Below are 26,191 nucleotides of genomic sequence, written 5' to 3' on the forward strand. Positions count from 1 at the left end.
ATGGAAATTAATGATGAATAGCACCTGGGTTAAAAACGCCATTAATGAAATTAACGCTGACTATCAGCGTTCAGCCGACACGCATCTGATCCGGTTGTCGCTACCGGCGTTTCCGGGCATCCAGATCTACCTGAAGGATGAAAGCACCCATCCGACCGGCAGCCTGAAGCACCGTCTGGCGCGTTCATTGTTCCTGTATGGGTTGTGTAACGGCTGGATTAAAGAAAACACGACCATTATTGAATCCTCCTCCGGTTCAACGGCGGTTTCCGAAGCCTGGTTCGCCCGACTGCTCGGCCTGCCGTTTATCGCGGTAATGCCTTCCTGCACGGCAAAACGCAAAATTGAACAAATTGCGTTTTATGGCGGTCGCTGCCACTTTGTCGAAAGCGCCAGCGAGATTTACGCCGCCTCTGAGCAGCTGGCGCACGAACTGAACGGTCACTATATGGATCAGTTCACCTATGCCGAACGCGCCACCGACTGGCGCGGCAATAATAATATCGCCGACAGTATTTTCCATCAGATGCAGCGTGAGCCTAATCCGGTGCCGAAGCATATCGTGATGAGCGCGGGGACAGGCGGCACGTCAGCGACAATTGGCCGCTATATTCGCTGTCATGGGTATGACACGCGCCTGATGGTGGTTGACCCGGAAAACTCGGTCTTCCTGCCCTACTGGCAGGATCGCGACGCCACATTGCGCAGCCCGGTGGGCAGCAAAATTGAGGGGATTGGCCGTCCGCGCGTGGAACCTTCCTTCATCCCGGATGTGGTGGACGAAATGCTGCGCGTACCCGACGCCGCCAGCGTCGCGACCGCGCACTGGCTGGAAACGCAGTTGGGCCGTAAAGTGGGCGCCTCCACCGGCACTAATATGTGGGGAACGTTGCAGATCGCAGCCAGAATGCGCGACGCCGGAGAGACAGGTTCTCTCGTCACGCTGCTGTGTGACAGCGGCGAACGCTATCTCGACACCTATTACAATCCCCAGTGGGTTAACGATCACATTGGCGATTTAGCGCCGTGGCAGGCGGAAATTGCCCAACTGCTGAACGTCCGTTAAGCGGCATAAAAAAAGCCAGGCTTTACGGGCCTGGCTTGCTGGAAAGGATCGCTCATTCGGGGGAATAAGGTAGATGCGGATTATCCAGCCAATGCGTTAAAAAGTGAGAGACCGCCTGATTACGACAATGGCCAATCACTGAAAGATGCGGCAGTTCAGCGATCAGTTGCGGCATCGCGTTGCCCATAATCAAACCACGTCCCACGCTCTCCAGCATTTCGCGATCGTTCATCGCATCGCCAAACGCCATGCATTCCGTCAGCGACAGCCCCAAATGGTCGCTTAATACCGCCAGCGCGGAACCTTTATTACAGCCGAGCGGCAGCACTTCCAGGCAATCCACAGCGGAAAAGCAGAGATTCGCCCGCTCGCCCAGCGCCTCATTCAGTTGAATACGCAGCCGGATCAGATCGTCGTGATCGCCACAAAAACAGATCTTAGTGACCTGGTGGGCCGGGATACGTTTGACATCCACGATCTGATAGTGGAACCCGCTGTAGACATGCGCCTGTAATAGCGCGGGGATCGCACTCCCCGTAAACCAGCCGTTATCGTTGAATACGTGCATACTGGCCCGGGTATCCCACGCCTGGTGCAATACGCGATCCGCAATGGCGGGGTCCAGATCCTGGCGATGCAGCATATCGCCTTCCTGCGAATGAATGCGCGTCCCGTTGCCGGTTATCAAAAACGCATCCATTGAGATGGCCCCCAGAATATGCCGCATTTCCAGCACATGCCGACCGGTCGCAAACGTCAAAGTGATATCGCGTTCACGCAGGCGCGCCAGCGTTGCAAGGGTCTCATGACCCAGATGGTGGTTTGGCATCAAAAGCGTGCCATCCATATCAAATGCAGCCAGACGAGCCATCTCTTTCTCCACACCGTGACGCAATTAACTTGTGATTGAGTATCACCTGAGATATACGGAAGTAATAGTGAATAGATAAAATGAATTGTTCCGGGTTTTAATGCGACTTCTCAACCGTTTAAAACAATATCAACGTCTCTGGCAGCCCTCGGCCGGAGAACCTCAGTCGGTCACCGTTGGGGAACTGGCGGAGCGCTGTTTTTGTAGCGAACGCCACGTCCGTACGCTACTACGTCAGGCGCAGGAAGCTGGCTGGTTAACATGGGAGGCGCAATCCGGGCGGGGTAAGCGCGGTAAACTGCAATTTCTGGTCACGCCGGAGTCACTGCGCAATACCATGATGGAACAAGCGCTGGAAAAAGGTCAGCAGCTTAATGTGCTGGAGCTGGCACAGCTGGCGCCAGGCGAACTGCGTACCATGCTGCAACCGTTTATGGGCGGGCAGTGGCAAAACGACACGCCGACCCTGCGTATTCCCTACTATCGTCCGCTGGACCCGTTGCATCCGGGATTTCTGCCCGGTCGCGCAGAACAGCATCTTGCAGGACAAATTTTCTCCGGCCTCACCCGCTTTGACAACGCCAGCCAGCGCCCATGCGGGGATTTAGCACATCACTGGGATATCTCCGCCGACGGTATGCGCTGGGATTTTTATATTCGCTCTACCCTGCACTGGCATAATGGCGATACGGTAGAAACTGCGCAGCTGCACGCGCGCCTGCTGATGCTGCTTGACCTGCCAGCCCTCAATAAATTGTTTATCAGCGTCAAGCGTATTGAAGTCACCCATCCGCAATGCCTGACGTTCATTCTCCATCGCCCTGATTACTGGCTGGCGCACCGTCTGGCAAGCTACTGTAGCCACCTGGCGCACCCGCATCAGCCGCTGTCAGGCACCGGACCTTTTCGGCTGACGTTATTTACGCCGGAGCTGGTACGCCTGGAAAGCCACGACAATTACCACCTTTGCCATCCGCTGCTAAAGGCGATTGAATACTGGATCACGCCTCAGCTTTTTGACCAGGATTTAGGCACCAGCTGCCGTCATCCGGTACAGATTGCCATTGGCAACCCTGAAGAACTGGCCTCACTTAGCCAGGTGAGCAGCGGTATTAGCCTGGGATTTTGCTACCTGACGCTTAAAAAAGGCTCGAAACTCAGCCTGCAACAGGCGCGTCGCCTGGTAGACATCATTCATCATACGTCGTTATTACAGACGCTGCCGGTAGATGAAAATCTGATCACGCCCAGCAACGCGCTGCTGCCAGGCTGGGTAATGCCGCAATGGAAGGGGCTGGAATCCGTTGAATTACCGAAAAAACTGACGCTGGTCTATCACCTTCCCGTTGAATTGCACACCATGGCGGAGCAACTCCAGCAATATCTGGCAACGCTCGGCTGTGAATTAACGTTGATTTTCCACAACGCGAAAAACTGGGATAACTGCCCTTCGCTGGCAAAAGCGGATCTCATGATGGGCGACAGGCTGATTGGCGAAGCGCCGGAATATACGCTTGAGCAGTGGCTACGCTGCGATCAACTCTGGCCGCATGTGCTGGATGCCCCTGCTTTCGCCCATCTTCAGGCCACGCTGGATGCCTTACAAACGCAGCCCGGTGAAGACGACCGCTATACTGCGTTACAACAAGTATTCACGAGTCTGATGAATGACGCCACGCTTACGCCGCTTTTTAACTATCACTACCGTATTAGCGCGCCGCCGGGCGTCAATGGCGTTCAACTCAATCCACGCGGCTGGTTTGAGTTTGAGAAAGCATGGCTTCCGCCGCCACGCGGTGAAGAAGCTGGTCGCGGCCATCCGCAGGCGCTACCATAGCGTTTTTCATTTTTGTCAGGATAAGTTATGAAACGTGCCGTCGTTGTATTCAGTGGAGGCCAGGACTCCACAACCTGTCTGGCGCAAGCGCTGCATCAGTATGATGAAGTGCACTGCGTCACCTTTGATTATGGTCAGCGCCATCGCGCTGAGATTGATGTTGCACGTAATCTGGCCTTAAAACTCGGCGCGCGTGCGCATAAGGTGCTGGACGTAACGCTGCTGAGCGAACTGGCGGTCAGTAGCCTGACGCGCGATAACATTCCCGTACCGGACTATGAACCGGATGCCGACGGTATTCCGAATACGTTTGTCCCTGGGCGTAATATTCTGTTTCTGACTCTGGCGGCGATTTACGCTTATCAGGTGAAAGCCGAAGCGGTGATCACCGGCGTTTGCGAGACGGATTTCTCCGGCTACCCGGACTGCCGCGATGAGTTTGTCAAAGCGCTGAATCATGCCGTCACCCTGGGTATGGCGAAGGATATTCGCTTTGAAACCCCGCTGATGTGGATTGATAAAGCCGAAACCTGGGCACTCGCCGATTACTGGGGCAAGCTGGATCTGGTGCGCGAAGAGACGCTGACCTGTTATAACGGCATCAAAGGTGACGGTTGCGGGCAGTGCGCCGCCTGTAATCTGCGCGCCAACGGCCTGAAGCATTATCTGACGGATAAACCGGCAGTGATGGCGGCAATGAAGCAGAAAACAGGGTTAAAGTGATCGTTTTGCCGGATGGCGACATTCACCGTGGTCAATGTCGCCCGTAGGCCTGATAAGCGAAGCGCCATCAGGCAACTTTCCGTTACTTCACCATCTGCTCCAGTTTCTCGCGTAACTCACCTTCCAGCGGCAATGCTTTCTGCGTTTTCAAATCAATACAGACAAAAGTAATCTGCGCGTCCACCACAACTTGCCCTTCCGGCTCAAGCGTAATGACCTGGCTTAAAATGCCGCTCTTCCCGTTTAACTGCTGCACCTGACTGGTGACGGTCAGCAGATCGCTCAGCACGGCGGGGCGACGGTAGTTAATATTAATATTCACCACCACAAAAGCGATGTTGCGGGCCGTCATCCATTGAAAGCTGTCACTGTTTTCCAGCCCATCCCAGCGTGCTTCTTCAAGAAACTCAAGATAGCGGGCATTATTAACGTGCTGATAAACATCAAGGTGATAACCACGGACTTTGATTTGTGTTTGCATAGCGCAATAACCTTACGTTGTTGTTATAGGAACAGAGGCCATAACTGGTATGACCTCATTATCCTGGCAAACTTTTGCCACAGTGCAAGTTATTACAGCGTCAACACCGCCAGATTGCGCTCCACCAGCGAACTCCCCATCCCCGGAACCTGCTTTAAATCATCCACCGTTTTAAACGGCCCATACTCTTCCCGATAGTTGACTATCGCCTGCGCTTTTTTCAGCCCGACGCCATTCATCACCCGCGCCAGATCTTCCGCTGAAGCCGTGTTGATACTGACCCTCGCGCCTTCATCATCGCTGGCCTTTGCAGGCACGGAGGCTTTAGTCTGCGCGGACGCAGACGAATCCGCCTTTGTTTGTACCACCTGATTTTTCTCTACCGTTCCGGCAGCCAGCGCGTTGTGCGTCATGCCTGCGCAGGCCAGAGTCATCGTGACCAGCAGTGCATTGATTCCATGTTTCATACTGTTTTCTCCTTGTGTGTTAACAGTGGCATCACGATAGCGGGGCGGAGAAAGGCAAACAAATAGCAAATATCAGAAATGGAAAAGGCCGCGAAGGCGGCCTTTGAGGGTTACAACTTTTTGCAGTTTTTTGCGAAGCGTCTCGGTGATTACTGCTGTTCCAGCGCATCGCCGACTTTGATTTTCGCCGCTTTACGCAGGTTACTCATCAGCGCTTCAAAGGTAATCTGCGCGTTATTCTGGGTAATACCTTGAACCATCGCTTTTTTCTGCTCTTCCGGCATAGAGCCCGCTTTCACGTCGTCCAGCGCCAGCAGCACAACGTTGCCCTGCATATCGTTAGCGACGCCATAGCTCGGCTTATCTTTCTCTGGCAGACCCAGCGCAAACGCAGCCTGGCTTACCGGGTCCTGCCCGGTACGGCTCAGCGTTTTCGCTTCGCCAAAGCTCAGACCGGCCGCTTTCATCGCTTCTGCGCCTTTACCCGCTTTCAGCTCAACCAGCAGTTTGTCAGCATCCAGTTTTGCCTGCTGCTCTGCTTTGTTGTGCTTAACGAGCGCAGCCACCTGCTCTTTCACGTCAGCCAGAGGCTTAACCGCTTCAGGTTTATGCTCGCTGATGCGCAGCACGAATGCGCGGTCGCCATCCACGGTGATGATATCGGAGTTGCTGCCCGGCGTACCGTTCTCGCCAACCAGACCACCGTTGAAGATAGCATCGGCAACCGGTTTAAAATTCAGCTCTTCTGGCAGGTTGTCATGGCTGAACCAGCCGGTTTCAACCGCTTTCACGCCAGCGGCCTGTTCAGCGCCCGCCAGAGATTCGGTATCGTTGCTCGCCGCATCGCTGACTTTTTGTTGCAGCGCGTAATAGGCATCCAGCGCTTTTTCCTGCTTCACTTTCGCGGCAATGTCATCACGCGCTTCGCTCAGCGGTTTCACTTTCGCAGGCTGAACATCATCCAGACGCGCGACCAGGAAGCCAACAGAGGATTTAATCACGCCAGACAGCTGGCCTTTTTCTTTCAGGCCGGCATTTTTCAGTTCGTCCGGCGTGGTGGCGTCTTCCAGCCAGCCCATATCGCCGCCGTTGCGCGCAGAGATAATATCTGCGGATTTCTCTTTCGCCAGCGCGGCAAAATCACCGCCTTTGTTCAGCGCGTCCAGCACCGCTTTCGCTTCATCTTCCGTTTTGGTCTGAATGACGCTGTAACGGTTACGCTGCGGCTGGGTGAACTGATCCTGATGCTGGTCATAGTAAGACTGGATATCTGCATCGTTGACCGTTTCCTGCATGGCAGCCGCATCCAGCTTGATGTAGCTCACGCGGAACTGCTCCGGGGTCATAAAGCGGTTCTTGTTCTGCTCGTAGTAGCTGGACACTTCCTGATCGGTAGCCTGCTGCTTCGCAGCCAGTGCGTTCACGTCAATCGTCGCTTCACGCACCACACGCTGCTGCGCGACTAACGCCGCCAGCTCGTCCGTTTCACCTTTCAGCATGAAATCAGTACCGGCAACGCCAGCAATCAGTTGCTGGGTGGTGAGCTGGTTACGCAATGCCTGAGCATACTGATCGGCGGTCATCCCCATCTGATTCACAATCGCGTTGTAGCGGTTGTTATCAAATTTGCCGTCAACCTGGAAAGCCGCCGTTGAAAAGATGGCCTGCTTAACCTGTTCGTCGCTGATGCTGAGTTTAAGCTCATGCGCGTATTGATCCAGCAAGGCTTCATCGATAAGACGATTCAGTACCTGCTGACGCAGCGTTTTCATGTAGCCTTCATTCGCCGCCAGTTCAGAATACTGATCGCCCAGTTGCTGCTGCATACGATTACGTTCGCTGTTAAACGCATTCTCAAACTGCGAGCGGCTGATTTCCTGGTCATTCACTTTTGCGGCGTAGTTATTGCTTCCGCCAATCAGGTAACCACTCACGCCGGTCAAAATGAACGACACGATAATGATACCGAAAATAATCTTGAGCACGAGACTGTTAGCAGCCGTGCGTAAGCTGTCCATCATGGTGTAACCACACTCCGCTGTAGGTGACTGTTTTGCGTATTCATACTTCACGCAGCATAGCGTTTTCTGAACGCTGCGCGGAAAGCTGTATTGTGACAAGAAACCGGGGTAATTGTCAGCCCACAACCAGCATAAACTCAAATAAAGTAGTACTGGACAAATAAAAAAGGCACATCAGATGATGCGCCCTTGTACTTTGTCACATCCCCAGGGGGAGAAGCTCTTAGTTTACCGCGTCTTTCAGCGCTTTACCTGCACGGAAACCCGGCACTTTAGCGGCGGCGATGGTGATCTCTTTACCTGTTTGCGGGTTGCGACCAGTACGGGCAGCACGCTCTTTAACAGCAAAAGTACCAAAACCTACCAGCGCTACATCATCACCTTCTTTCAGTGATTCAGTGACAGAAGCAATAATTGCATCTAACGCACGTCCAGCCGCAGCCTTAGAGATATCAGCCCCTGCAGCAATTTTGTCGATCAGTTGAGATTTATTCACTCTTCTCTTCCTCTTTTATAATTTATATCGCACCGGAATCCTTCAAAGTGCGACCGCGCAGCAGTTATATCAGGCCTGCCATGCCCTTACAACACCCGTTAATGATGGCAAGCCCGATCCGTCATCTAAATTAGCTATACAAAAAAAGGCTGGCAAGCACGAAATGCCCTGCCAGCCCTGTTTTTCTTAGCGCTATTTGCGCGAGGTCACTATTTTGCGGTGACAACCTGTATGCCGGACGGCTCATTTTGCAACGCAAGAGTCAGAACTTCCTCAATGCGTTTCACCGGATGAATGTCCAGATCGGCAATAACGTTGTCTGGAATCTCTTCCAGATCGCGTTTATTCTCAAACGGAATTAACACGGTTTTGATCCCGCCACGGTGCGCCGCCAGCAGTTTCTCTTTCAGGCCGCCGATAGGCAGTACCTGGCCTCGCAGGGTAATTTCCCCGGTCATCGCCACATCAGCGCGAACAGGATTACCCGTCAGGCAGGAGACCAGCGCGGTACACATCGCAATACCGGCGCTCGGGCCGTCTTTCGGCGTCGCCCCTTCCGGTACGTGAACGTGGATGTCACGTTTTTCGTAAAAGTCTGGATTAATACCCAGTTTTTCCGCACGCGCACGCACCACGGTCAGCGCAGCCTGAATAGATTCCTGCATAACCTCACCGAGAGAACCGGTGTAAGTCAGTTTGCCTTTACCCGGCACACAGGCGGTTTCGATGGTCAGCAGGTCGCCGCCCACTTCCGTCCATGCCAGACCCGTTACCTGACCCACACGGTTTTCGTTGTCCGCACGGCCATAGTCAAAGCGCTGTACGCCGAGGTAGTCATGCAGGTTATCGCCATCGATCACAATGTGTTTCAGCGACTTATCCAGCAGCAGCTGTTTCACGGCTTTGCGGCACAGTTTGGAGATTTCACGCTCCAGGCTACGCACGCCCGCTTCACGGGTGTAGTAACGGATAATGCCGATAATGGCGCTATCCTCAACCGTCAGCTCGCCTTTCTTCAGTGCGTTACGCTCGATCTGTTTCGGCAGCAGGTGCTGTTTAGCAATGTTCAGCTTCTCGTCTTCGGTATAACCGGACAGACGAATCACTTCCATACGATCCAGCAGAGGCGCCGGAATGTTCATGGAGTTGGAGGTGGCAACGAACATCACGTCGCTGAGATCGTAATCCACTTCCAGGTAGTGATCGCTGAACGCCACGTTCTGCTCAGGGTCCAGCACCTCAAGCAGCGCAGAGGCAGGATCGCCACGCATGTCGGAAGACATTTTGTCGATCTCATCGAGCAGGAACAGTGGGTTTTTAACGCCCACTTTAGCCATTTTCTGGATCAGTTTACCCGGCATAGAGCCGATGTATGTCCGGCGGTGGCCGCGGATTTCTGCTTCATCACGCACGCCGCCGAGCGCCATACGGATATATTTACGCCCGGTCGCCTTGGCGATGGACTGGCCCAGAGACGTTTTACCTACCCCCGGTGGCCCAACCAGACACAGGATCGGCCCTTTGATTTTGTTTACACGGCTTTGTACCGCGAGATATTCAAGGATGCGATCTTTCACACGCTCCAGACCGTAATGGTCTGTGTCGAGAATTTCCTGCGCCTGACGCAGGTCTTTTTTGACCTTGCTACGCGCGTTCCACGGCACCTGCACCATCCAGTCGATGTAGCCGCGTACAACCGTCGCTTCCGCCGACATCGGAGACATCATTTTCAGCTTCTGCAATTCTGCTTCCGCTTTCTCTTTTGCTTCTTTCGGCATTTTCGCCGCGTCGATTTTACGCTTCAGCGCTTCGTTTTCATCCGGCGCGTCGTCCATCTCGCCCAGTTCTTTCTGAATGGCTTTCATTTGTTCATTCAGATAGTACTCACGCTGAGATTTCTCCATCTGCTTTTTAACGCGGTTGCGAATACGCTTCTCAACCTGCAACAGATCGATTTCAGATTCCATCATCGCCATCAGATATTCCAGACGTTCGTTAACGTCGGACATCTCCAGCACGGACTGCTTATCCGCCAGTTTCAGCGGCATATGGGCTGCGATGGTGTCCGCCAGACGCGCAGGATCGTCAATGCTATTGAGCGACGTCAGCACTTCCGGTGGGATTTTTTTGTTCAGCTTGATGTAGCCTTCGAACTGACTGATGGCAGTGCGCACCAGCACTTCCTGCTCGCGCTCATCAATCGCCGGCGATTCAAGGTATTCCGCCTTAGCGGAAAAGTGTTCGCCGTTATCTGACAGCGCAGAAATACGCGCGCGCTGCAACCCCTCAACCAGCACTTTGACAGTACCGTCAGGCAGTTTCAGCATTTGCAAAATTGAGGCCACGGTCCCGACGGTGAAAAGATCGTTTACACCCGGCTCATCCGTTGATGCTTCTTTCTGGGCGACCAGCATGATTTTTTTATCATGGTCCATAGCCGCTTCCAGACAACGGATAGATTTTTCCCGCCCTACAAATAAGGGTATGACCATGTGCGGATAAACCACCACATCGCGCAACGGCAATACGGGGATTTCAATGCGTTCAGAACGCTCAGGATTCATAGAGCTCTCTCTTAGTTTAGTGTCCGCCAGGTAATCAGACTGCGCGACTGTGCTTCACGCAGCCATTAACATGTATGTCAGTATATGGGGATGTTTCCCACACATTCAACGCCATGTTTACGGAAAAATAAAAGGGGGGATAAAATCCCCCCTTTTTCGTTAACTGATTGTATGAGTTGGTTAATTATTCACCAGATGCCTGCTGCGCTTCCGGCTTGCCGTAAATCAGCAACGGCTTGCTCTGACCGCCGATGACGGACTCGTCGATAACCACTTTTTCGACGTCTTCCATAGAAGGCAGATCGTACATGGTATCAAGCAGCGCCGCTTCAACGATGGAACGCAGACCACGGGCGCCGGTTTTACGCGCCATCGCTTTCTTCGCGATAGCATCCAGCGCTTCGTCACGAAATTCCAGATCGACGCCTTCCAGGTTAAACAGCGCCTGATACTGTTTGGTCAGGGCGTTTTTCGGCTCTTTCAGGATCTGGATCAGCGCTTCTTCACTCAGCTCATTCAGCGTCGCCACAACCGGCAGACGACCAATAAACTCAGGAATCAGACCAAATTTGATCAGATCTTCCGGCTCAACCTGCGCCAGCAGTTCGCCTTCGCTGGCCTTGTCGGATTTCGCTTTGACCGTTGCGCCAAAACCAATGCCGGAGCCGGTTTCAACACGGTTAGCAATCACTTTATCCAGACCAGCGAACGCGCCGCCGCAGATAAACAGGATCTTAGAGGTATCAACCTGCAAGAACTCCTGCTGCGGATGCTTGCGTCCTCCCTGCGGCGGAACGGCGGCAACCGTCCCTTCGATCAGTTTCAACAGCGCCTGCTGTACGCCTTCACCGGAAACGTCACGGGTAATGGACGGGTTGTCAGACTTACGGGAAATCTTGTCGATTTCATCGATGTAGACAATACCGCGCTGCGCTTTCTGCACATCATAATCGCATTTTTGCAACAGCTTCTGAATGATGTTCTCAACATCTTCGCCCACATAACCGGCTTCGGTCAGGGTGGTGGCATCCGCCATGGTGAACGGTACGTCCAGCAGGCGCGCCAGCGTTTCGGCCAGCAGCGTTTTACCGGAACCGGTCGGCCCGATCAGCAGAATGTTACTTTTGCCCAACTCAACACCATTGCTGGTGTCGCCGTTGCGCAGACGTTTGTAGTGGTTGTATACCGCGACCGCCAGCACTTTTTTCGCCTGCTCCTGGCCGATAACATAATCGTCCAGATGGTTGCGAATTTCATGTGGCGTCGGCAGCGCACTGCGTTCACGGTGCGGTGCTACTTCCTTAATCTCTTCGCGAATGATGTCGTTACATAGATCAACACATTCGTCGCAGATATACACGGATGGACCGGCAATCAGCTTGCGCACTTCATGCTGGCTTTTGCCGCAAAAAGAGCAGTACAACAATTTGCCCGAGCCATCTTTGCGTTTATCTGTCATGAGTCAAAACCTCTTCTTTGTTCTTTGTGCCGCACACGACGACGCAAATGCCATTCTCAGGCGCAAGTCGCTTGTCAGCGTTGTGCCGCCCCTGGATAGTATTATAGCGGCACACCTGCGCCCTGGGCATCAATTACGATGGGTCAAAATCGAGTCGACCAGACCGTACTCCACCGCTTCAGACGCGGAGAGGAAGCGGTCGCGCTCGGTATCACGTTCAATCTGCTCAAGAGACTGACCCGTATGGTGCGCCATAAGTTCATTCATGCGCCCTTTCACCTTCAGGATTTCACGGGCATGAATTTCAATATCTGTCGCCTGGCCCTGATAACCGCCGAGAGGCTGGTGAATCATGACGCGAGAGTTAGGCAGGCAGAAACGTTTGCCTTTTGCGCCAGCAGTCAGCAGGAACGCGCCCATAGAAGCCGCCTGGCCCATACAAATCGTGCTAACGTCCGGCTTAATAAACTGCATGGTGTCGTAGATAGACATCCCTGCGGTAATAACTCCGCCTGGGGAGTTAATGTACAGGTAGATATCTTTTTCCGGGTTTTCCGCTTCCAGGAACAGCATCTGCGCCACAATCAGGTTAGCCATATGGTCTTCGACCTGGCCGGTCAGAAAAATGACACGTTCCTTAAGTAGACGAGAATAGATATCAAAAGAGCGCTCACCACGTGAGGTCTGTTCAATGACCATCGGCACCAGCGCCATATGGGGTGCAAAGTTATCTCGTTCGCCGCTGTATGACATTTCCGTCTCCTGGATAAAAATTGAAAAAACCTGCTGTACCGATTGTAACCTTATGGACGGATTATCAGCTAGTCCCTCTGTTATGGGTACGGCATCGCCATAATTCAAGCATAACAATCTTTTGTTGTAACGCTAACACTGAAACGCTGTTTTCGCACTCTTCCATGCAAAATGCGTGACAAAAAAAAGCCCGCCACCTGGAGGTGACGGGCTCTTGTGCGAATTTCGTGCTAATTAAGCGACGAATTACGCCTGCTGGTTCATCAGTTCGTTGAAGGAAGTGGCTTTTTCAGTCACTTTCGCTTTCGCCAGAACGGCTTCAACGGCCTGCTCTTCCAGAGCGACGTTACGCATGTTGTCCATCAGCTCTTTGTTTTTGCTGTAGAACTCGATAACTTCTTTCGGATCTTCGTACGCAGAAGCCATCTCTTCGATCAGACCTTTAACGCGCTCTTCGTCAGCTTTCAGCTCCTGAGTGCGAATCACTTCGCCCAGCAGCAGGCCGACAACAACGCGACGCTTAGCCTGTTCTTCGAACAGTTCACGCGGCAGTTCCAGCGCTTGCTTCTCGTTGCCGCCGAAACGCTGTGCAGCCTGACGACGCAGAACGTCAACTTCGCTGTCGATCAGCGCAGATGGAACGTCGATGTCGTTCGCTTTCACCAGGCCTTCAATCGCCTGAGACTTCACGCGGTTACGCACAGCGCCTTTCAGTTCGCGTTCCATGTTTTTACGCACTTCAGTACGCAGACCGGCAACAGAACCATCTTCAACGCCGAAACGTTTGATGAATTCTTCGGTCAGTTCCGGCAGCTCGCGCTCTTCAACTTTCTTCAGGTTGATAGCGAATTTAGCGGCTTTACCTTTCAGGTTTTCAGCGTGATATTCTTCCGGGAAGGTCACGTCGATAGTGAACTCTTCGCCTGCTTTGTGACCTTTGATACCGTCTTCAAAGCCCGGGATCATACGACCCTGGCCCATCGCCAGTACGAAGTCAGACGCTTTGCCGCCTTCGAACTCTTCACCGTCAACAGAACCGGTGAAGTCGATGGTTACACGATCTTCTGCATCAGCAGCGCCGTCTTTGTCTTTCCAGGTTGCCTGCTGTTTACGCAGGGTGTCCAGCATCACGTCAACATCGGCGTCGGTCACTTCAACAACCGGTTTTTCAACTTCGATGGATTCCAGACCGGTCAGTTCAACTTCCGGGTAGACTTCAAATTCTACAGCGTAGGTGAAGTCTTCGCCCAGTTTGTATTCGCCCGGAACATAGTTCGGTGCGCCAGCCGGGTTGATTTTTTCTTTGATGATCGCGTCAACGAAGTTACGGCTCATCAGGTCACCCAGAACGTCCTGGCGAACAGAAGCGCCATAACGCTGAGCAACAACATTCATCGGTACTTTGCCCTTGCGGAAGCCGTCAATACGCACTTTCTTCGCTACGTTGACCAGCTCGCTTTTCACAGCGGTCTCGATGCTGTCAGCAGCGATAGTAATCGTTACACGGCGGCCAAGGCCTTGAGTGGTTTCAACTGAAACTTGCATCTTGTTACCTCAAAAAATCACAGTGCTCGGTCAACTCTACTCCGCAAGCACAGGTTGTTGGCTTCGCGGAACCGGGATGTTCTCATAATCAATCACATTCCCTGTCGTCAGAATCATCCCGAAGACATTCCGAAAAATAAGACGCCGCATTATAGCGGCATCACTTTTATGAGTCGAGAACGGTTATCGCGCGTTGCTGCGGCTTTTTTCACAATTCCCGGCTAATTTTGGTCTGAATACTGTACATCTCGCTCAAAATTCAGACAAAACAAAACGGCCCGCAGGCCGTTTTCACATAATCTGTAGCAACATACTGGAAAAGCGCCAACAGTTGCAAATGCGTTTTTCTACGCGATGCTTCCTGCGCCACGGCAAGGAGGCGATGCGAAGATCGTATCCTGCAATCCTTCCCACTCCTTAATGGTATAGGTATGCAGGGCCAGCGCATGTACGGTTGTGGAGAGTTCTGCCGTTAACGTACCGTAAATCATCCGGTGGCGATTAAGAAAACGTTCGCCAGTGAAGCGATCGCTGACCAGCACAACCTTAAAGTGGCTCTCAGAGCCTGCCGGAACATTGTGACGATAGCTTTCATCCACAACTTCGAGGAACACGGGTTCGAACGCTGCCCTTAATTTTTCTTCTATTTGCTCACGTATCATCATGAAATATCTCCTCCGACAACGCTGAGATGTCACCCATCCCTTTAAATACTAGCCGCTTTTACCGTTTACATTACATCATGACAACAAAAATTTAGCGTTCGTCTGATATTTTCATTCAAACGTATGAAGTTTACTGACTTATCCATTCATTTGGTTGCGAAAACCCGAAGTAAGGTGTACCGAGGGTCAGAAAACAGACAACGCGATGAATTTACATGCGTTGACCACTTCCCCTCGCCGTTGGCAATGTTATGATGGCGGGAATTTTTATCTATCACGCTTAAGAGTCACTGAGAGCCCGAACATGTTAAAGAAAATCCTCTTTCCATTAATTGCTCTGGTTATGCTGGCAGGGTGCGCAACACCGCCGACAACCATTGACGTATCGCCGAAAATCACACTGCCGCAACAAGATCCAAGCCTGATGGGCGTTACTGTGAGCATCAACGGCGCCGACCAGCGTCAGGATCAGGCGCTGGCGAAAGTTACGCGTAATAACCAACTGGTTACTCTGACCGCCTCCCGCGATCTGCGCTTCCTGCTGCAAGAAGTGCTGGAAAAACAGATGACCGCACGCGGTTATATGGTGGGGCCGAACGGCGCTGTTAACCTGCAAATCATCGTAAATCAGCTGTATGCCGATGTATCTCAGGGTAACGTTCGCTACAACATCGCCACCAAAGCGGATATCGCCATCATCGCGACGGCGGCAAACGGCAACAAGATGACGAAAAACTACCGTGCGAGCTACTCTGTTGAAGGCGCATTCCAGGCGTCCAACCAGAATATCGCCAACGCGGTTAACAGCGTCCTGACCGACACCATCGCTGATATGTCTCAGGACACCAGCATTCACGAATTCATTAAGCAGAACGCACGTTAATTTCTGTCCAGATGGCCCGGCGCTTGTCGGGCCTGTAGATGCCCATGCCCAACCAATATTTACGTATTTTTCAGCAACCGCGTTCAGCTATCCTGTTGATTCTGGGGTTTGCATCAGGTTTACCCCTCGCGCTCACCTCCGGCACGCTACAGGCCTGGATGACCGTTGAGAATATCGATCTCAAAACCATTGGTTTCTTCTCTCTGGTGGGCCAGGCCTACGTCTTTAAATTCCTCTGGTCTCCAGTCATGGACCGTTACACGCCGCCTTTTTTAGGTCGTCGTCGCGGCTGGCTGGTCACCACGCAGATTCTGCTGCTGCTCGCCATTGCGGCGATGGGTTTTCTGGAACCCGGCACGCAGCTGCGCTGGATGGCGGCGCTGGCGGTTATCATCGCCTTCTGTTCCGCATCTCAGGACATTGTCTTTGACGCGTGGAAAACGGATGTTCTGCCTGCGGAAGAACGCGGCACCGGAGCGGCGATTAGCGTACTGGGCTATCGGCTAGGGATGCTGGTCTCCGGTGGGCTGGCGCTGTGGCTGGCGGATCGCTGGCTCGGCTGGCAGGGGATGTACTGGCTGATGGCGGCGCTGCTTGTGCCCTGTATTATCGCCACGCTCCTGGCCCCTGAACCTGAAGATTCCATTCCAGTGCCTAAAACGCTGGAACAGGCGGTCGCCGCTCCGCTGCGCGACTTTTTTGGCCGCAACAACGCCTGGCTGATCTTGTTGTTAATCGTGCTGTATAAGCTGGGCGACGCGTTCGCCATGAGTCTGACCACCACCTTTTTGATTCGCGGCGTTGGTTTTGATGCCGGTGAAGTCGGCGTGGTCAATAAAACGCTGGGACTGCTGGCGACGATTGTCGGCGCGCTGTACGGTGGCATCCTGATGCAGCGCCTTTCCCTTTTCCGCGCGCTGCTAATTTTCGGCATTCTGCAAGGCGTTTCCAACGCCGGTTACTGGCTGCTTTCCGTGACGGACAAGCATATGTTCAGCATGGCCGCAGCGGTCTTCTTCGAGAACCTGTGCGGCGGGATGGGAACGGCGGCCTTTGTCGCATTGTTAATGACGCTGTGCAACAAATCGTTTTCCGCCACCCAGTTTGCCCTGCTCTCCGCGCTCTCTGCGGTGGGACGCGTGTATGTCGGCCCCGTTGCCGGATGGTTTGTCGAAGCGCATGGCTGGCCCACGTTTTATCTCTTTTCTGTTGCAGCGGCCGTGCCTGGCCTTCTGCTTCTGCTGGTTTGTCGTCAAACCCTTGAACACAGTTGGGAAAGCGAAAGCTTCATCCCCCGTACGGAATTTCGCGGGGCGTATGGTCTGGCGCTGCTGACGCTAATGATCGGTTGCGGCCTGCTGGCGGTATGGCTGTTGCTGCTGACGATGAACGCCGTGGACTACACTCGCTTCTCCTTCCTGCCCGAACTGCTTGAGGCGGGGGTCATGGTGGCGATATGCGGCATTTTGTTCGGCGGGGTGCTGGATTATCTGGCGCTACGCAAAACACGTCTTGTGTAAGCGGGCAACGTTATTTGCCGTTGTAATAACAGAGCGAAATTATAACGGCTAAATAAGCAGCAGTTGCGAAAAATAATATTTGTTGTTTTGTGCGCAATAGCATCTGGAAATTATTGACGCCTTTTATAGATTTTATTTTCCTTACTCGATTCAGCCAATATGGTTTTATTTTTTGTTTTCCACTTGTCTCTTTATTGATAATTAATTGTTAAACAATTGTTTTAATTTCGCATTGGTTATACCAATTACCCTGTAAGCCCTGCCTTCCTGCCCTCTTTCGTTATAACGTGATGTTGCAACAGGTTCTTAAAGTCAACGCGACATATCCTGCAACATATGTGACATGCCCGGCAGAACCCAGTAACACAGATCCAATCATGTTTACAGTAATGTAACCTTCCCGTAAAATGCCCACACACTTTAAACGCCACCAGGTCCCGTGGAATTGAGGTCGTTAAATGAGACTCAGGAAATACAATAAAAGTTTGGGATGGTTGTCATTAATTGCAGGCACTGCATTACTCAGTGGCTGTAATTCTGCACTTCTTGACCCCAAAGGACAGATTGGACTGGAACAACGTTCACTGATACTGACGGCTTTTGGCCTGATGTTGATTGTCGTGATTCCCGCCATCTTGATGGCTGTTGGTTTCGCCTGGAAGTACCGTGCGAGCAATAAAGATGCGAAGTACAGCCCGAACTGGTCACACTCCAATAAAGTGGAAGCTGTGGTCTGGACGGTGCCGATTCTGATCATCATTTTCCTTGCTGTACTTACCTGGAAAACCACTCACGCTCTTGAGCCAAGCAAGCCGCTGGCGCATGACGAGAAGCCCATTACCATCGAAGTGGTTTCCATGGACTGGAAATGGTTCTTCATCTACCCGGAACAGGGCATTGCAACCGTGAATGAAATCGCCTTCCCGGCGAACACTCCGGTTTATTTCAAAGTGACCTCCAACTCCGTGATGAACTCCTTCTTTATCCCGCGTCTGGGTAGCCAGATTTATGCCATGGCCGGTATGCAGACTCGACTGCATCTGATCGCCAACGAAGCCGGTACCTATGATGGTATTTCCGCAAGCTATAGCGGCCCAGGTTTCTCCGGTATGAAGTTCAAAGCTATCGCCACGCCGGACCGCGCCACATTCGACCAGTGGGTTGCTAAAGCTAAACAGTCACCGAACACCATGAGCGACATGGCTGCGTTCGAGAAAGTGGCTGCGCCAAGCGAATACAACCAGGTGGAATATTTCTCCAACGTGAAACCGGATTTGTTTAAAGACGTCATTAACAAATTTATGGCTCACGGTAAGAGCATGGACATGACCCAACCGGAAGGTGAGCACAGCTCGCATGAAGGCATGGAAGGCATGGACATGAGCCACGCGGAATCCGCTCACTAAGGGGCCGAGGAAGAAAACGATGTTCGGAAAATTGACACTGGATGCAGTCCCGTTCCATGAACCTATCGTCATGGTTACGATCGCTGCCATTATCGTCGGGGGTCTGGCGCTTTTAGCCTTGATCACTTACTTCGGTAAGTGGACCTACCTATGGAAAGAGTGGCTTACTTCGGTTGACCACAAGCGTCTTGGCATCATGTATGTCATCGTCGCAATTGTTATGTTGATACGCGGCTTTGCCGACGCCATCATGATGCGTAGCCAGCAGGCGCTGGCTTCTGCGGGTGAAGCGGGCTTCCTGCCGCCGCATCACTACGATCAGATCTTCACCGCTCACGGCGTGATCATGATCTTCTTCGTGGCAATGCCATTCGTTATCGGTCTGATGAACCTGGTGGTTCCGTTGCAGATCGGCGCGCGTGACGTTGCGTTCCCGTTCCTGAACAACCTGAGCTTCTGGTTCACCGTTGTCGGCGTTATCCTGGTTAACCTGTCTCTGGGCGTTGGTGAGTTCGCACAGACCGGCTGGCTGGCTTATCCACCGCTCTCGGGAATAGAGTACAGTCCGAGTGTCGGGGTCGATTACTGGATCTGGAGTCTCCAGCTATCCGGTATCGGTACGACGCTGACAGGTATCAACTTCTTCGTGACGATTCTGAAGATGCGTGCGCCGGGCATGACCATGTTCAAGATGCCGGTATTTACCTGGGCATCGCTGTGCGCGAACATCCTGATTATCGCCTCCTTCCCAATTCTGACTGTCACCATCGCGCTGCTGACCCTGGATCGCTATCTGGGCACCCATTTCTTTACCAACGATATGGGCGGCAACATGATGATGTACATCAACCTGATTTGGGCCTGGGGCCACCCGGAAGTGTACATCCTGGTTCTGCCGGTCTTCGGGGTGTTCTCCGAAATCGCCGCAACCTTCTCGCGTAAACGCCTGTTTGGTTACACCTCGCTGGTTTGGGCGACCGTGTGTATCACCGTTCTGTCGTTCATCGTTTGGCTGCACCACTTCTTCACCATGGGTGCGGGCGCGAACGTAAACGCCTTCTTCGGTATTACCACGATGATTATCGCAATCCCGACCGGGGTTAAGATCTTCAACTGGCTGTTCACCATGTACCAGGGGCGTATCGTCTTCCACTCAGCGATGCTGTGGACGATCGGCTTTATCGTGACCTTCTCGGTCGGCGGTATGACTGGCGTTCTGCTGGCAGTTCCGGGCGCGGACTTCGTTCTGCACAACAGCCTGTTCCTGATTGCGCACTTCCATAACGTTATCATCGGCGGTGTGGTCTTCGGGTGCTTCGCCGGTATGACCTACTGGTGGCCAAAAGCGTTCGGCTTCACGCTGAACGAGACCTGGGGTAAACGCGCATTCTGGTTCTGGATCATCGGCTTCTTCGTGGCGTTTATGCCGCTGTACGTGCTGGGCTTCATGGGGATGACCCGTCGTCTCAGCCAGCAGATTGACCCGCAGTTCCATCCAATGCTGCTGATTGCCGCCTGTGGCGCCGCGCTGATTGCACTGGGCATCCTGTGCCAGCTGATTCAGATCTTCGTTTCTATTCGCGACCGCGAGCAGAACCGCGACCTGACCGGTGACCCGTGGGGCGCACGTACGCTGGAGTGGGCAACCTCTTCTCCGCCTCCGTTCTATAACTTTGCCGTTGTGCCGCACGTTCACGAGCGTGATGCCTTCTGGGAAATGAAAGAAAAAGGCGAAGCGTACAAACAGCCTGCGCATTATGAAGAAATTCATATGCCGAAAAACAGCGGTGCGGGCATCGTTATCGCTGCCTTCTCCACTATTTTTGGTTTCGCCATGATCTGGCATATCTGGTGGCTGGCGATTGCAAGCTTCGCAGGCATGATCATCAGCTGGATTGTTAAGAGCTTTGACGAGGACGTGGACTACTACGTACCAGTCCCGGAAGTCGAAAAACTGGAAAACCAGCATTTCGATGAGATTTCTAAGGCAGGGCTGAAAAATGGCAACTGATACTTTAGCGCAAACGCACGCGACTGCCCACGCGCACGAACACGGGCACCACGATGCAGGCCAGACCAAAATCTTCGGATTTTGGATCTACCTGATGAGCGACTGCATTCTGTTCTCTATTCTGTTCGCAACCTATGCCGTTCTGGTGAACGGCACCGCAGGCGGCCCGACAGGTAAGGACATTTTTGAACTGCCGTTCGTTCTGGTTGAAACTTTCCTGCTGTTGTTCAGCTCCATCACCTACGGCATGGCGGCTATCGCCATGCACAAGAACAACAAGAGCCAGGTTGTCTCCTGGCTGGCGTTGACCTTCTTGTTCGGTGCCGGATTTATCGGGATGGAAATCTACGAATTCCATCACCTGATTGTTGAAGGCATGGGCCCGGATCGCAGCGGCTTCCTGTCTGCGTTCTTCGCGCTGGTCGGTACGCACGGTCTGCACGTCACCTCCGGTCTTATCTGGATGGCGGTGCTGATGGTGCAGATCGCCCGTCGCGGCCTGACCAGCACTAACCGTACCCGCATCATGTGCCTGAGCCTGTTCTGGCACTTCCTGGATGTGGTGTGGATCTGTGTGTTCACTGTTGTTTATCTGATGGGGGCGATGTAATGAGTCATTCTACCGATCACAGCGGCGCGTCCCACGGCAGCGTAAAAACTTACATGACAGGTTTTATTCTGTCGATCATCCTGACGGTCATTCCGTTCTGGATGGTGATGACGGGTACAGGTTCCCCGGCCGTGATTCTGGGGACTATCCTGGCGATGGCAGTGGTGCAGATTCTGGTGCATCTGGTGTGCTTCCTGCACATGAATACGAAATCTGACGAAGGCTGGAACATGACGGCCTTTGTCTTTACCGTGCTGATCATTGCCATTCTGGTGGTGGGCTCCATCTGGATTATGTGGAACCTGAACTACAATATGATGATGCACTAAGAGCGGCGGTTATGATGTTTAAGCAATACCTGCAAGTAACGAAACCAGGCATCATCTTTGGCAACCTGATCTCGGTGATTGGGGGATTCCTGCTGGCTTCTAAAGGCAGCATCGACTATCCCCTGTTTATCTATACGCTGGTCGGGGTGTCACTGGTTGTGGCGTCGGGTTGTGTATTTAACAACTACATCGACAGGGATATCGACAGGAAGATGGAAAGGACCAAGAATCGGGTGCTGGTCAAAGGCCTGATTTCTCCTGCTGTCTCGCTGGTGTACGCCACCTTGCTGGGTATTGCTGGCTTTATGCTGCTGTGGTTTGGCGCGAATCCTCTGGCCTGCTGGCTGGGGGTGATGGGCTTCGTGGTGTATGTCGGCATTTATAGTCTGTACATGAAACGCCACTCCGTTTACGGCACGCTGATTGGTTCTCTCTCCGGCGCTGCGCCGCCGGTGATTGGCTACTGCGCCGTAACGGGCGAATTCGACAGCGGCGCGCTGATTCTGCTGGCGATCTTTAGCCTGTGGCAGATGCCGCACTCTTACGCCATCGCGATTTTCCGCTTCAAGGATTATCAGGCTGCCAACATTCCGGTTCTGCCGGTGGTGAAAGGCATCTCGGTGGCGAAGAACCATATCACGCTGTACATCATCGCCTTTGCCGTTGCGACGCTGATGCTCTCCCTGGGCGGCTATGCCGGATATAAATATCTGGTGGTCGCGGCAGCCGTGAGCGTCTGGTGGCTCGGAATGGCCCTGCGCGGTTACAAAGTGGAAGATGACAAAGTCTGGGCGCGTAAGCTGTTCGGCTTTTCCATCATCGCCATCACTGCGTTAAGCGTGATGATGTCCGTCGACTTTATGGTGCCGGACTCGCACAGCCTGCTGACCTGGGTCGGGTAAAATCAGCGAATGCTACAAGGGTGCTTCGGCACCCTTTTTTATCTGAGGGATGTTATTCAGTCATAAAGCCATTTACCCGCCTTTGCTGACTCTATAATCATCTCTACTGTCAAAGGCTTTAACTCTATTTCAGGCAGCTTTTTTTGCCAGAATGGATATTCATATTCAATATAATTCCGCGCATCAAAGTTTGAATACTCAATATCAAAATGTTCAAATAAATCGACTAAAAAATCATCGGCATCTTCTGGTACAAACTGAAAATCATCTTCCAGGGTCCACTCTTTAGTAACCTGTTTAAGGCCAGGCCTAAACCAACGTTCCCTGATTGGGTAGTTCTTCATGATGTATTCAATTACTTCAGCTTCATAATTTCTCATCAGAAAGATGTCCACTGTATGCGATCTTTGGGTCGTGCGATAAGGTTGTATTTATCACGCGTATGTTTTGTAACCATGAACAGCAGCATGATTAGCTGAGCATGACCGATAAAAGGAATCCATCGACCTATATAAGTTGCAATTTGGTTTGTGGGAACCATCTTCAATTTAGAAAATTTCCCCATAGGCGCATGCGGTCTTAATCCAAATGGGAAACGAGCCCCTTTCAGAAGTTTTCTGCATAAGATAGATGCAATGCTGGTACCCGGTGTGTTCATGGCTGCTGATAATTTTCCTTTTACGGGAATCAATGGTTGACCTATCAACACTAACGTAGCGGCTTCAGTGGTTATCCCTAATGAATCAGCTAACTGCTCAATAAATATCAAATCAAATAGTTCACCAGGCGTTACATTAGCGTGCCCATGATACCAATAAGTTCCATTCGCTTCTTCCGTCGTATCCATTGACGCCTCCCTCAGACGGACTGCCGATCATTCCATGCATCACTGTAGATAATATTGCCATCACAGTGCTTCCAGGTGATTTTCTCGTAACGTAATTCTATGGTTTCAAGATGGTTGTTGTTCTTGTCTTCTGGCCCTGCCATCGTTGGAGAGACAGAAACAATCCGCACACCTTCGAGCAACATATTAAAATACTCGACCTCCTGACCCGCATCGTTAATTTTGTACCAGCGTATCTCTGCTGATTTAAGATTTTGGCCTGTTGCAACAGCTTTGTATAAATACGGGCTGGAGTAATCGAACTCTTTGACGATCATCATCGGTGAGTGCTGGCGTGTGCCCGTCGGCTTACCTGTTGCGTTATCAGTTGGAATAGATAAATTGTGGTGAAAGCCTTTAAATTCAATACTGTATTCCCTATCTTTTACATCGCAGCCACCCTTAATCAGCGCGCCGCCATCGTCATAAATCCACATATTGCCTGGAATCGCCATTTTCCTTTTCCCGCTTTCCATTAGAAATAACCACAAAAATACTACGACTGTAATTATCGCAAGTAAATTAGTTGCACTGGTAACTATTTCTTTTAAGTCTCAACACAATTCTACATACCGTAGTGGTTTACCCTGTTACCTCGCCGCTTTACACTAGTCGCGGATTTTATACAGAGGTGGGAATGAACGATTACAAAATGACGCCGGGTGAGTTGCGCGCCACCTGGGGTTTAGGGACTGTATTTTCTTTGCGCATGCTTGGCATGTTTATGGTCCTGCCGGTTCTGACCACCTATGGTATGGCGCTTCAGGGCGCCAGCGAAGCCTTGATCGGAATTGCTATCGGTATTTACGGCCTGGCGCAAGCCGTTTTCCAGATCCCCTTTGGGTTACTCTCAGACCGTGTCGGGCGTAAGCCGTTGATTATCGGCGGTCTGGCCGTGTTCGTGCTGGGTAGCGTGATCGCCGCGCTGTCTGACTCCATCTGGGGGATTATTCTTGGCCGCGCGCTGCAAGGCTCCGGCGCAATCGCCGCCGCCGTCATGGCGCTGCTGTCTGACTTAACCCGCGAGCAAAACCGAACCAAAGCGATGGCGTTTATCGGCGTCAGTTTTGGTATTACCTTCGCCATTGCGATGGTGCTTGGGCCGATCGTCACCCACAAACTGGGGCTGAACGCCCTGTTCTGGATGATTGCCGCACTCGCCGCGCTCGGCATCGCCCTGACCGTTTGGGTTGTCCCCAACAGCACAACCCACGTATTGAACCGTGAATCCGGCATGGTGAAAGGCAGTTTCAGCAAAGTGCTGGCCGAACCTAAGCTGTTGAAGCTTAACTTCGGCATCATGTGTCTGCATATTCTGCTGATGTCGACCTTCGTCGCCCTCCCCGGCCAGCTTGCCGCTGCCGGTTTCCCCGCCGCCGAGCACTGGAAAATTTATCTGGTCACAATGCTGATCTCATTTGGCTCCGTAGTCCCGTTCATTATCTACGCCGAAGTCAAACGCCGGATGAAGCGGGTCTTTCTGCTGTGCGTCGCGTTGATATTGATTGCCGAAGTCGTGCTGTGGGGCGCAGGCGTGCACTTCTGGGGATTAATTGCCGGGGTACAGCTGTTCTTCCTCGCTTTTAACCTGATGGAAGCCCTCCTCCCCTCGCTGATCAGCAAAGAGTCTCCTGCCGGTTATAAGGGCACCGCGATGGGCGTTTACTCCACCAGCCAGTTCCTCGGCGTCGCGATTGGCGGCTCGCTGGGCGGCTGGGTGAATGGTCTGTTCGGCGGTCAGGCGGTATTTCTGGCTGGCGCATTGCTGACCGTCGTCTGGCTGGCGGTAGCAAGTACGATGAAAGAACCGCCGTATGTCAGCAGCTTACGCGTGGAAATTCCGCCGGAGATTGCCGCCGATGACGCGCTGAAACAGCGTTTGCTGGCGACTGAAGGTGTGAGTGAGGTACTGATCGCAGAGAAAGAGCATTCCGCCTATGTGAAGATCGACAGCAAAGTGACCAACCGTTTTGAGGTTGAGCAGGCGATCAGGCTGGCGTGAGAAGTGCCGGATGGCGGCTACCGCCTTATCCGGCCTACAAGACCGCATTGTCCGTAGGCCGGATAAGCGCAGCGCCATCAGGCATCACAACTTAATCGCGGAAGTTTTTGAACTGGAACGGCTGTCCCAAATCCCCGCCGCGCACCAGCGCCATGACGGATTGCAGATCGTCACGGGATTTTCCGGTCACACGGATCTCTTCCCCCTGAATTTGCGCCTGCACTTTCAGCTTGCTGTCTTTAATCAGCTTCACGATCTTCTTCTGAACCGCGCTTTCAATGCCCTGCTTCAGCTTTGCTTCCACAAACCAGGTTTTACCGCTGTGGACAAATGCTTCCGGCACATCCAGCGAACTGCCTTCAATGCCGCGCTTGAGCAGCTTCGCGCGCAGAATATCCAGCAGCTGATTCACCTGGAAATCCGATTCGCTCAGTACTTTGATGGTTTTGTTCGCGTCGTTTAATTCAAACGTGGCCTCAACGCCACGAAAATCAAAGCGTGATTCAACTTCGCGAGTCGCATTATCTACTGCGTTACGCGCTTCCTGAAGATCGACTTCAGAGACAATATCGAAAGATGGCATCTTTTCCTCTCCCTTCGTTTTTGATGCGAAGCATAATACCCGTAACGAGACATAACGAGAAGCTTAGCTGATGGCGCTATACTTAGGCCATAACACCTGGCGCTGTTGCAG

General features: G+C 52.5%; 25 protein-coding genes. 11 read left to right on the forward strand and 14 right to left on the reverse strand.

The window, feature by feature from the left end; all coding sequences use genetic code 11:
• Window positions 1–10 precede the first annotated feature (10 nt).
• Window positions 11–1,066, forward strand: a complete 1,056-nt coding sequence (locus OGV79_RS09985) for a PLP-dependent cysteine synthase family protein (RefSeq protein WP_286468293.1) — start codon at window positions 11–13, stop codon at window positions 1,064–1,066.
• A 52-nt stretch (window positions 1,067–1,118) separates the two neighbouring features.
• Here OGV79_RS09985 and cof read toward each other — a convergent pair whose 3' ends face one another.
• The gene (cof, locus tag OGV79_RS09990; protein WP_024130593.1) at window positions 1,119–1,937 is read right to left on the reverse strand and encodes an HMP-PP phosphatase; all 819 of its coding nucleotides are present in this window, start codon (window positions 1,935–1,937) and stop codon (window positions 1,119–1,121) included.
• Between the two features lie 100 nt (window positions 1,938–2,037).
• Here cof and OGV79_RS09995 point away from each other — a divergent pair, with 100 nt between their 5' ends.
• Both OGV79_RS09995 and queC read left to right on the forward strand, forming a co-directional pair.
• Window positions 2,038–3,774: an SgrR family transcriptional regulator gene (locus tag OGV79_RS09995; protein ID WP_104868990.1), complete on the forward strand. Its 1,737-nt coding sequence runs from the start codon at window positions 2,038–2,040 to the stop codon at window positions 3,772–3,774.
• 27 nt (window positions 3,775–3,801) lie between these two features.
• Window positions 3,802–4,497: a 7-cyano-7-deazaguanine synthase QueC gene (gene queC / locus OGV79_RS10000; protein WP_047458463.1), complete on the forward strand. Its 696-nt coding sequence runs from the start codon at window positions 3,802–3,804 to the stop codon at window positions 4,495–4,497.
• An 82-nt stretch (window positions 4,498–4,579) separates the two neighbouring features.
• On the opposite strand, the gene fadM is transcribed toward queC, so the two are convergent.
• From fadM to bolA, 9 genes are all read right to left on the reverse strand, one after another.
• Window positions 4,580–4,978, reverse strand: a complete 399-nt coding sequence (gene fadM / locus OGV79_RS10005; RefSeq protein ID WP_012133539.1) for a long-chain acyl-CoA thioesterase FadM — start codon at window positions 4,976–4,978, stop codon at window positions 4,580–4,582.
• A gap of 92 nt (window positions 4,979–5,070) precedes the next feature.
• On the reverse strand, window positions 5,071–5,445 hold the full coding sequence (locus tag OGV79_RS10010) for a helix-hairpin-helix domain-containing protein (RefSeq protein ID WP_012133540.1): 375 nt from the start codon (window positions 5,443–5,445) through the stop codon (window positions 5,071–5,073).
• Window positions 5,446–5,594: 149 nt separating this feature from the next.
• Entirely contained in the window at window positions 5,595–7,466 is a 1,872-nt protein-coding gene (ppiD, locus tag OGV79_RS10015) for a peptidylprolyl isomerase (RefSeq protein WP_012133541.1), read from the reverse strand.
• A gap of 223 nt (window positions 7,467–7,689) precedes the next feature.
• Complete coding sequence (gene hupB, locus OGV79_RS10020; RefSeq protein ID WP_003021629.1) at window positions 7,690–7,962, reverse strand: nucleoid-associated protein HU-beta; 273 nt, start codon at window positions 7,960–7,962, stop codon at window positions 7,690–7,692.
• 209 nt (window positions 7,963–8,171) lie between these two features.
• The gene (gene lon, locus OGV79_RS10025) at window positions 8,172–10,526 is read right to left on the reverse strand and encodes an endopeptidase La (protein WP_012133542.1); all 2,355 of its coding nucleotides are present in this window, start codon (window positions 10,524–10,526) and stop codon (window positions 8,172–8,174) included.
• 184 nt (window positions 10,527–10,710) lie between these two features.
• Complete coding sequence (gene clpX / locus OGV79_RS10030) at window positions 10,711–11,985, reverse strand: ATP-dependent protease ATP-binding subunit ClpX (RefSeq protein WP_012133543.1); 1,275 nt, start codon at window positions 11,983–11,985, stop codon at window positions 10,711–10,713.
• Window positions 11,986–12,114: 129 nt separating this feature from the next.
• Complete coding sequence (gene clpP / locus OGV79_RS10035) at window positions 12,115–12,738, reverse strand: ATP-dependent Clp endopeptidase proteolytic subunit ClpP (protein ID WP_003021624.1); 624 nt, start codon at window positions 12,736–12,738, stop codon at window positions 12,115–12,117.
• A gap of 246 nt (window positions 12,739–12,984) precedes the next feature.
• Entirely contained in the window at window positions 12,985–14,283 is a 1,299-nt protein-coding gene (gene tig, locus OGV79_RS10040) for a trigger factor (RefSeq protein ID WP_012133545.1), read from the reverse strand.
• 347 nt (window positions 14,284–14,630) lie between these two features.
• Window positions 14,631–14,948 (reverse strand): transcriptional regulator BolA, encoded by a 318-nt coding sequence (gene bolA / locus OGV79_RS10045; protein WP_012133546.1) that lies wholly within the window; start codon window positions 14,946–14,948, stop codon window positions 14,631–14,633.
• A 304-nt stretch (window positions 14,949–15,252) separates the two neighbouring features.
• On the opposite strand from bolA, the gene OGV79_RS10050 reads away from it, so the two are divergent.
• The 7 genes from OGV79_RS10050 to cyoE all read left to right on the forward strand — a co-directional run bounded on the left by OGV79_RS10050 (window position 15,253) and on the right by cyoE (window position 22,609).
• A complete protein-coding gene (locus tag OGV79_RS10050) occupies window positions 15,253–15,831 on the forward strand; it encodes a lipoprotein (protein WP_012133548.1) in 579 nt (192 codons plus the stop codon).
• A 44-nt stretch (window positions 15,832–15,875) separates the two neighbouring features.
• On the forward strand, window positions 15,876–17,351 hold the full coding sequence (gene ampG, locus OGV79_RS10055; protein WP_049008406.1) for a muropeptide MFS transporter AmpG: 1,476 nt from the start codon (window positions 15,876–15,878) through the stop codon (window positions 17,349–17,351).
• Between the two features lie 458 nt (window positions 17,352–17,809).
• Complete coding sequence (gene cyoA, locus OGV79_RS10060; protein ID WP_012133550.1) at window positions 17,810–18,757, forward strand: cytochrome o ubiquinol oxidase subunit II; 948 nt, start codon at window positions 17,810–17,812, stop codon at window positions 18,755–18,757.
• 19 nt (window positions 18,758–18,776) lie between these two features.
• Window positions 18,777–20,768, forward strand: coding sequence for a cytochrome o ubiquinol oxidase subunit I (gene cyoB, locus OGV79_RS10065; RefSeq protein WP_012133551.1), 1,992 nt, complete (start codon window positions 18,777–18,779; stop codon window positions 20,766–20,768).
• A complete protein-coding gene (locus OGV79_RS10070; protein WP_115609541.1) occupies window positions 20,758–21,378 on the forward strand; it encodes a cytochrome o ubiquinol oxidase subunit III in 621 nt (206 codons plus the stop codon). Before cyoB ends, OGV79_RS10070 begins: the two co-directional genes overlap by 11 nt.
• On the forward strand, window positions 21,378–21,707 hold the full coding sequence (locus tag OGV79_RS10075; protein WP_012133553.1) for a cytochrome o ubiquinol oxidase subunit IV: 330 nt from the start codon (window positions 21,378–21,380) through the stop codon (window positions 21,705–21,707). Before OGV79_RS10070 ends, OGV79_RS10075 begins: the two co-directional genes overlap by 1 nt.
• An 11-nt stretch (window positions 21,708–21,718) precedes the next feature.
• Entirely contained in the window at window positions 21,719–22,609 is an 891-nt protein-coding gene (gene cyoE, locus OGV79_RS10080; protein ID WP_081353222.1) for a heme o synthase, read from the forward strand.
• Between the two features lie 56 nt (window positions 22,610–22,665).
• Here the strand turns inward: cyoE and OGV79_RS10085 are convergent, their stop codons facing one another.
• Genes OGV79_RS10085 through OGV79_RS10095 form a run of 3 tightly spaced genes read right to left on the reverse strand, consistent with a single transcriptional unit; the run spans window position 22,666 to window position 23,950 of the window.
• Window positions 22,666–22,989, reverse strand: coding sequence for a DUF1493 family protein (locus OGV79_RS10085; RefSeq protein ID WP_071259899.1), 324 nt, complete (start codon window positions 22,987–22,989; stop codon window positions 22,666–22,668).
• Entirely contained in the window at window positions 22,989–23,456 is a 468-nt protein-coding gene (locus tag OGV79_RS10090) for an STM2901 family protein (protein ID WP_199971321.1), read from the reverse strand. Before OGV79_RS10090 ends, OGV79_RS10085 begins: the two co-directional genes overlap by 1 nt.
• A gap of 11 nt (window positions 23,457–23,467) precedes the next feature.
• Window positions 23,468–23,950 (reverse strand): Hcp family type VI secretion system effector, encoded by a 483-nt coding sequence (locus OGV79_RS10095; protein ID WP_115182354.1) that lies wholly within the window; start codon window positions 23,948–23,950, stop codon window positions 23,468–23,470.
• Window positions 23,951–24,132: 182 nt separating this feature from the next.
• On the opposite strand from OGV79_RS10095, the gene OGV79_RS10100 reads away from it, so the two are divergent.
• Window positions 24,133–25,497, forward strand: a complete 1,365-nt coding sequence (locus tag OGV79_RS10100; protein WP_012133555.1) for an MFS transporter — start codon at window positions 24,133–24,135, stop codon at window positions 25,495–25,497.
• A 91-nt stretch (window positions 25,498–25,588) separates the two neighbouring features.
• Here the strand turns inward: OGV79_RS10100 and OGV79_RS10105 are convergent, their stop codons facing one another.
• Complete coding sequence (locus OGV79_RS10105; RefSeq protein ID WP_012133556.1) at window positions 25,589–26,080, reverse strand: YajQ family cyclic di-GMP-binding protein; 492 nt, start codon at window positions 26,078–26,080, stop codon at window positions 25,589–25,591.
• Between the last annotated feature and the right edge of the window lie 111 nt (window positions 26,081–26,191).

Origin of the sequence: Citrobacter sp. CK185, from assembly GCF_030333565.1 — a bacterium.
Lineage (GTDB): Bacteria > Pseudomonadota > Gammaproteobacteria > Enterobacterales > Enterobacteriaceae > Citrobacter_B > Citrobacter_B koseri.